The organism is Chitinophaga sp., assembly GCF_036566945.1.
Lineage (GTDB): Bacteria > Bacteroidota > Bacteroidia > Chitinophagales > Chitinophagaceae > Chitinophaga.
On the sequence record NZ_DATCVJ010000314.1, the window covers coordinates 1 to 6978 of the forward strand.

The window sequence follows — 6978 nt, forward strand, 5'->3', positions numbered from 1 at the left end:
CAAATGTTGGAAGATCATCTACTTTAAAAACAAAATTGCCATAATCACTGGCATAGCAACATAAATCCCATTTACCATAAATATTAGAATACTTTAAGGAGTCATTGGTAATACGGAACGTCATATCGCTATTAAAAAATAGCTTACCATTTCCTATCTTAATACAATTCTCTGCTTCCGTTTTTTGAACATCCAGGCATCTCACCTTGCCGTAAAACTGGCTAACATTCTGATATCTGCTGGTGGGATTACAGGAAAGCAGCATACAGCAGCCGAGTTTTATAAAAATGGTATAGCTATTGTCATTTTTCATGTCTATCAATGCTTTTTTTAAAGTCAATTTCATATCATTCTCCTTTCGGGACTTATTGAGTATCAATTTCCCTTTGTTTATGACGTCAGATTAGTGCCTGGTTGTTTCGAAGGGGCTTGATTACAGGCATTCATCAGAAGAGCAGTAAATACAAGAATCCCAGGGATAACTTTCATAGCAATTGATTTAGCCCTAAATATAATCTAATCCAGCTTTACTTGAAATTAATGGGAGCTAATAAAAAAATCCCTTCATCGCTGAAAGGATTCTTTTATCAATGAGAATATCTTACAAAACAGCTTTACTCCGATTTCAACGATCGCACCGGATTCATCATCGCCGCTTTTAACGCCAGGAACCCTACCGTCAACAACGCAATCATCACTGCCGCCAATCCTGCCATGCCAAATGTCCACCAATGGATATTTACGCGATAGGCAAAACCTTCGAGCCAACGGTGCATGCCCCACCAACCGAGCGGCGTGGCAATCACGATGGCGATTAATACCAGCTTGATAAAATCGCCGGATAAGAGTCCTACAATATTGGTAACGGAGGCGCCCAGCACTTTGCGGATGCCTATTTCTTTGAGTCGTTTTTCGGTAGAATAGGTAGCCAGTCCAAATAAACCCAGACAGGCAATAAAGATGGTCAGGCTGCCGAAAGCAGCGAAGATCTTTCCAAAGCGTACATCCTGTTGATACTGATCGTTAAATGCCTGATCAAGGAAGTTATAGCGGAACGGGCGCTGTGGCTCCATGACTGCCCAGGTATGTTCCAGTTCAGCAATGGTTTTCGATAGATGATCGGACTTGATACGGAGGGATATTTTGTTTTTTGTATCGTAGGGCGCCATCCTCAGTGTCAGTGGTTCTACTTTTTTGTGCAGCGACTGATAATTAAAATCTTTTACCACACCAACGATCGTTCCGTTACGACCCCATTGCTCAAATTTCTTCCCGATAATTTCTTCCGGGTTAGCATAGCCATATTGTTTGACCGCTGCTTCATTGATCACCATGGTGCTTCCGGTATCTGCCGGAAAATCGCGGGAATAGGCCCTGCCAGCCACCATTTTCATTTCATAGGTAGAAAAGAAATCGAAATCAACTTCGTAGATGCCGGGATCAAACTGGATCATTTCCCCACTGCGGGAAGCGATGCTGGTACCAGCATTCGGAAGGAAGTCACCGGGTACTGCTCTGGATGCGGTTATCTTTTGTACCGCAGGATTATTGGCTAAAGTCGCCTTCACCATGTCCATGCTCTTATTCACCGTTTCATCGCCACCGTAATCGATTATCAGCATCTGATCCTGCCGGAAGCCCAGGTTTTGGGACCGGAGATGGTCTAACTGAGAAAATACGATAGCTGTGCAGGCAATCAGCGCAATGGATAAGGAAAACTGGAATACGACCAGCCCTTTCCTTAACTGTATGCCACCACGGGAAGATTCAAACTTGCCTTTTAACACCAGTGCCGGCTTAAAACGGGCCAATACCCAGGCGGGGTAAATACCTGCCGGCAGACCGACTAAAAACGGCATTAAAACAAGCATCAAGCCCATCTTCCAGTTCAACAGTTGACTATAAGGTAATTGCTTGCCGGAGAGTTCACGTACCAGTGGCAGCAACAGCAGCACCAGCGCAAATCCTAATATGGTTGCCAATGCAGCAATCACCACGGCTTCTGTCAGATATTGAAAGATGAGCCCCTGTTGATATGCACCCACAGCCTTGCGTACGCCTATTTCTTTCGCCCTTTCCATAGAGCGGGCGGTAGTAAGATTGATAAAGTTAATGCCTGCTATAAACAGGATAAAAGCAGCCACCAGTGAAAATATATACACATTCGCCAGACTACCCGTCGGCCCCGGCTGCCGCATGGCTTCAGAATGCAGATAAGCATTTTTCAAGGGCTCAAATGCAATGGTGTAAGTATCTGTAGTTCCGCCAGGATTATATCGTTTTAAAAATGCCGGTACTTTGGCCTGCATCGCCGCGATATTGGTATGCTCCGGCACCGTGAAATAAGTGTAAAAGTCTACATAGCCCCACCAACCAAAAATTTCAGGTCTGATTTTCCGGAAGGTACTCATAGATATCAGTGCAGAAAATGTAAAATGAGAGTTGGCAGGTACATCTTCCATCACACCAGATACCATCAGGGTGGAGCCTTCCGCTTTAAATACTTCTCCTACGGGATTAGCATTGCCAAAATACTTTTCTGCTATACTTTTGGTGAGTACAATGCTGTAGGGGTTTTTCAATGCCGTTTCCTTGTTACCGGCCAGCAATTTCCAGCTAAAGATGTCGAAAGTCGCAGAATCCGCAAACATCATATTGCTTTCCTGGAAACGCTTATCGCGATATTCCATCAACAGCGTCACCGGGCTGGTGAACTGCGTCATTTTGGTAATTTCCGGAAAATCGGCTTTCAGAGCCGGACCTACCGGTGCGCAACCCCATACCTGGTATTCCGATGGCGCAGGTGCCGGAGTATCCTTTTGCCCTGCTGGGTTACGGAATGCCTGCAATACACGGTAAATTTCATGATAGTTTTTATGATAGTGGTCGTAAGACAATTCATCCTTCACATACAAAACGATAAGGACACAGCACGCAATACCGACTGTTAAACCAGTGATATTGATCAAAGAGTAAATTTTGCTCCGGGAAAGACTGCGCCAGGCGATCTTAAGATAGTTTCTTATCATGAATGGGATGATTACAACGAATACAAGTGATAAATGTACGCTTCCGGAGGCCAAAAAAAATGCCATTTAGCGGCATGCAGTGCCATGGCGGAGCAGCGGGACCAGCCACGGTAGCCGGTGTTCAATTACGGACACTTTCATTGCAGAAATGAACACAGGTGATTGAAATCAGAATCCTTTAAAAATGGGTATTTCCGAACATCCACCCCTTAATTTTGTTTATCCATTAAGTGGCAGGAATTTAGCTGCTCCTACACTGGCACCAAAACCTACACATATGAAAACAATACTCATTTTAACCGATTTTTCGGAAAACGCCTTCCGCGCTGCGGAATACGCTGCCGAGATCGCTGGCCCGTTGCAGATAAAACGGATACTTTTATACCATGCCTATCAAACCATTATTGGTGGCACCGATTTGCCAATAGGCAATTCTCAAAGCAGCCAGGAGATTTATCTTGAAAGTATATCTCAACTGGCCATGGTACAGGACCGGGTGAAATCTATGGTAAAAGATATAAAAGTAGATCTGCTGGCAGAGGATACCTCTCTCCCTCCCTACATCAGCGAATTATGCAAAACTGAAGACGTAGACCTGATTGTCATGGGCGTATCCGGCAGATCCGGTTTAGAGAAATTATTGCTGGGCAGTACTACTTCCATGATGATCGAAGAGAGTAAAGTGCCGGTGCTGATTGTTCCGAAAGACACCTTCATTGGAAGAGGCATAAAATCTATTGTATTCACTACTGATCTGAAAGATCATACGGTTATTCCTGTACATCAGTTGTATGAAATCATGGATGCATTTCCGGTACCATTGCAGGTATTGAATGTAGAGAAAGGAGCAGATGAGAAATATTCTGAGGAAGCAAGGAATACCATTGCCGGTCTGCATGATATTTTCGAAAAGTATAACACCACCTTTGATTATATCAAAGAAGAGAATACGGTAGAAGGTATTTTGTCGTATTCCAATCAGCACCACGCTTCTATGATCGTGGTAGTTCCCCGGAAGACGGGTTTCCTGGCATCGTTTTTCCGTGGTAGTATTTCTAAAAAGCTGGCGTATAATTCCAATATCCCGTTGTTGTCTTTACCTCCGGCTCCGGTCGAATAAAAATAATCAGCTCCGGTGATCGCCGGAGCTGATTATTTTGTTTAAATCAGTACTCTGTTGTCAACAGCACATTTGATCAACATGGCCGTATTACGTGCATTGAATTTGCCGAGTAAATTTCGCCGGTGGCTATCTACGGTATCTGAACTAATAAATAATTTTTCTGCTATTTCGTGATTCGTATGCCCGTTGGCGATGAGCCATAACACTTCTTTCTCCCGTTTGGTAATATGCAGGTGCAGTACACCATCTGCTTTCAGCGCTTGTTTTAATTCTGCTGAAAGATAGGTCCGCCCGGAATATACGTCGTGTATAGCTTTCAGCAGTTCTTCTTTATCGGCATTTTTCATCAGACAGCCGCTCGCCCCGCTGTCGAGCATCCCGGCAATGCCGCTGTCGTTTTTATGGTAACTTAATCCCAGCACCGCTACGTCGGGATATCGTTTCTTGATGTTGGCGCACAATTCTGCCCCGCTGATATCGGGCAATAGGGTGTCAAGTAAAACTACATCTGCGGTATGCTGGTCCAAAAAATGGAGACAGGAAATGCCGTTCCGGGTCTCCCCTGTCAATTGAATATCTGCTTCCATGCTCAGCAGGGATCGCAATCCCTCTAAGATCAATGGATGATCATCAACAAAATATAAACGGATCATGGTTTTTCTGTTTGCTGTAACGTCGGTATGCTATGGCATAATGATGTTGGGTGAACAAGTTAACTGCTCATTTACTAGGTATCTAAGATAGTAAAAAAAATCTGTGAATCAACGACAAGACAAGTTTAAACTATCAACATACATGCTCCCCAGGCAGGTTTAATTTCAGTATCCACAAAGCTGATTAAGGAAAGCCCTATGCCGGCAATTCCTTCCAGCACATTATGGCTATCAATATAGTCGGGATGATGATAAAATTTAAAGCCCGCAGGCCCATCGGCCCAGGTATTCATTTGCAGCGTTGTTTGCAGCCAGTGGCTGGAAGCATCCAGCAATGCGGTATCGTTGGCGGCCAGTCCGGCTTGTTGCAGTATATGCGCAATACCGGCGCTGCCATGACATAAACAGGCATCATGCACCGCGCCATTTTTCACATTCCGGTGGCGGCCTATATGCCGGTACATTTGCAGTGCTTCCTGCTGATAGTCGCTGTTACCGACGCGTTTACCCGTATTCCAAAGCATGGTGGCAATGCCAAGGTCTCCGTAGCACCAGCCCAACCGGCTATGGGTCTCTCCCATCACCTGGTTATTGGCATCCACTAATACCGGGTAAAGCGACTGTTCCGCGCTGTCGGCGTTATTGCGGGTTCCCAGCAGCCATTGTATGCTTCCTTCAATCAGTGGCAAGGCAGTTTCCCGGGCGATCCCTTTTTCGTAACATCTTGCCAGTATATCAATGATAGCAGGATTGCCATGTGCCAGTCCGAGGTTAAACAGGTCCTGCTCTTTATGCTGCTGACTTTTGCTGGAGAAATGATCTTTCCAGGCAATGCCACCGGGTAGCCGGATGGCCGTTTTCTCCAGGTGCAGCACCAGGTTTTCCAGTTGTGTTACGGCAGTTGCTGCCGGAAGCCGCGCCAGGAAATAAAGTGCGGTACCTAAGCCCTGATGCAGAAAATCATTGCGACCTTCGGGTAACTCCGACGCCATGAAATCTGCTATTAACAGGTCAATATCGGAAAAGGTATCCGGCGTATCGTCTGCTTCTATAAAGCCCATCTCCGTCAAATGCTGGATACACCAGGATACGCCTGCAATACCACTGCAGTGAGAACCATTCATCGGTTCTTCTGCCAATGCCTGCAGGCATTTTTCTATGATGGTATATACTTTTTCGAGGTGTGCTTCTTTGCCGGTGAGCTGATAATAATATGCATAAAACAAGGCTACACCGGTATAGCCACCTAACAATCCGGTGTTGGTATCTGTGGCGGTAAATGAGTCCAGTTCCTTGCAGATCCTTTGCAGGACCGCCATTGCTTCTTCCTTATGATCCATAAACTGAATTGCCTTTATAAAATATATAATGGCAAAACATGTATTGCTTAAAGCACACATGTTTTGCCATACAGTCAGGTTGCTAATAATAATCTCAATCAGTAACGGCAAGAATCCTCACTACAAACAGGAGCCCCCTGGCTCATATTGTCTGTGCAAATCTTAAAGGAGCAAAGGATGGTACAGGTACCTACCGTTGCTGCCATTTGTTGTTGCTGGGACACTGCAGAGAGACTGGCTACTCTTATTTTACCGAGACTTAGTTTTTTTTCTGATAGCTTTTTCATAAAATGATTTTTAGCAGTACAGTAAATTTAATAAATCAGAAAAGGCAGATGTCTGCGCTGCACATGGGCGAACCCTGGCTCAGACAAGTGATCTTTTCACTGGGCACACAGCGAAGTGATAGCATAAATTCTTCCGCACTCCCGTTTACTTTACTGAGGTCGGCGACTTTAATTTTACCCAGACTTAATTTTTTCTCTGATATCTTTTTCATCATCTATTGATTTAGAAACAGGTATCTTTTGAAATAGGCGGTTCACATTTGGCCATCAGGCTGCAACCTGTGCGGGTAGGTGCTTTATCGTCTGCTTGTTCCAGACTGCTGATGCTTAGTTTGGCAACTTTTAATTTACCGAGGGCTAATTTTTTAACAGGTGTTTTTCTCATAATGCAAATTTATGTGGTTGAAAATTAGAGTCTATGTATTGGCAGGTTGCTTAAAATAGGGCCATTAAAAATACAGGTTTACGTCATTACAGGATAATCATAAATGTAGTTAGAAAGTAAGAAAAGCACACTCACGGAAAAACGTGATTTTTCAAAAAGCA

Annotated in this window: 8 protein-coding genes; 1 reads left to right on the forward strand and 7 read right to left on the reverse strand. The window is 44.4% G+C overall.

Going from position 1 to position 6978, the window contains the following annotated elements; all coding sequences use genetic code 11:
* The coding region (locus tag VIP81_RS09280) for a hypothetical protein (protein WP_331958875.1) at positions 1–346 on the reverse strand (346 nt) is incomplete at its 3' end.
* A 268-nt stretch (positions 347–614) separates the two neighbouring features.
* Entirely contained in the window at positions 615–3029 is a 2415-nt protein-coding gene (locus VIP81_RS09285; protein ID WP_331958878.1) for an ABC transporter permease, read from the reverse strand.
* 277 nt (positions 3030–3306) lie between these two features.
* On the opposite strand from VIP81_RS09285, the gene VIP81_RS09290 reads away from it, so the two are divergent.
* Positions 3307–4149 carry a universal stress protein gene (locus VIP81_RS09290; RefSeq protein WP_331958881.1) on the forward strand — a complete coding sequence of 281 codons (843 nt, stop codon included), beginning with the start codon at positions 3307–3309 and terminating at the stop codon, positions 4147–4149.
* Between the two features lie 41 nt (positions 4150–4190).
* Here VIP81_RS09290 and VIP81_RS09295 read toward each other — a convergent pair whose 3' ends face one another.
* From VIP81_RS09295 to VIP81_RS09315, 5 genes are all read right to left on the reverse strand, one after another.
* Positions 4191–4805, reverse strand: coding sequence for a response regulator transcription factor (locus VIP81_RS09295; RefSeq protein WP_331958884.1), 615 nt, complete (start codon positions 4803–4805; stop codon positions 4191–4193).
* Between the two features lie 125 nt (positions 4806–4930).
* A complete protein-coding gene (locus tag VIP81_RS09300) occupies positions 4931–6145 on the reverse strand; it encodes a lanthionine synthetase C family protein (RefSeq protein WP_331958887.1) in 1215 nt (404 codons plus the stop codon).
* Positions 6146–6243: 98 nt separating this feature from the next.
* Positions 6244–6432, reverse strand: a complete 189-nt coding sequence (locus tag VIP81_RS09305; RefSeq protein WP_331958890.1) for a hypothetical protein — start codon at positions 6430–6432, stop codon at positions 6244–6246.
* A 35-nt stretch (positions 6433–6467) separates the two neighbouring features.
* Complete coding sequence (locus VIP81_RS09310; RefSeq protein WP_331958893.1) at positions 6468–6644, reverse strand: hypothetical protein; 177 nt, start codon at positions 6642–6644, stop codon at positions 6468–6470.
* A gap of 11 nt (positions 6645–6655) precedes the next feature.
* Positions 6656–6817, reverse strand: a complete 162-nt coding sequence (locus VIP81_RS09315; RefSeq protein ID WP_331958896.1) for a hypothetical protein — start codon at positions 6815–6817, stop codon at positions 6656–6658.
* Positions 6818–6978: the final 161 nt, after the last annotated feature.

Bases quoted from the DNA above. Each gene is read 5' to 3' on its own strand.
- VIP81_RS09285 (WP_331958878.1), bottom strand. From the start codon at position 3,029: ATGATAAGAAACTATCTTAAGATCGCCTGGCGCAGTCTTTCCCGGAGC.
- VIP81_RS09300 (WP_331958887.1), bottom strand. From the start codon at position 6,145: ATGGATCATAAGGAAGAAGCAATGGCGGTCCTGCAAAGGATCTGCAAG.
- VIP81_RS09305 (WP_331958890.1), bottom strand. From the start codon at position 6,432: ATGAAAAAGCTATCAGAAAAAAAACTAAGTCTCGGTAAAATAAGAGTA.
- VIP81_RS09315 (WP_331958896.1), bottom strand. From the start codon at position 6,817: ATGAGAAAAACACCTGTTAAAAAATTAGCCCTCGGTAAATTAAAAGTT.
- VIP81_RS09310 (WP_331958893.1), bottom strand. From the start codon at position 6,644: ATGAAAAAGATATCAGAGAAAAAATTAAGTCTGGGTAAAATTAAAGTC.
- VIP81_RS09295 (WP_331958884.1), bottom strand. From the start codon at position 4,805: ATGATCCGTTTATATTTTGTTGATGATCATCCATTGATCTTAGAGGGA.
- VIP81_RS09290 (WP_331958881.1), top strand. From the start codon at position 3,307: ATGAAAACAATACTCATTTTAACCGATTTTTCGGAAAACGCCTTCCGC.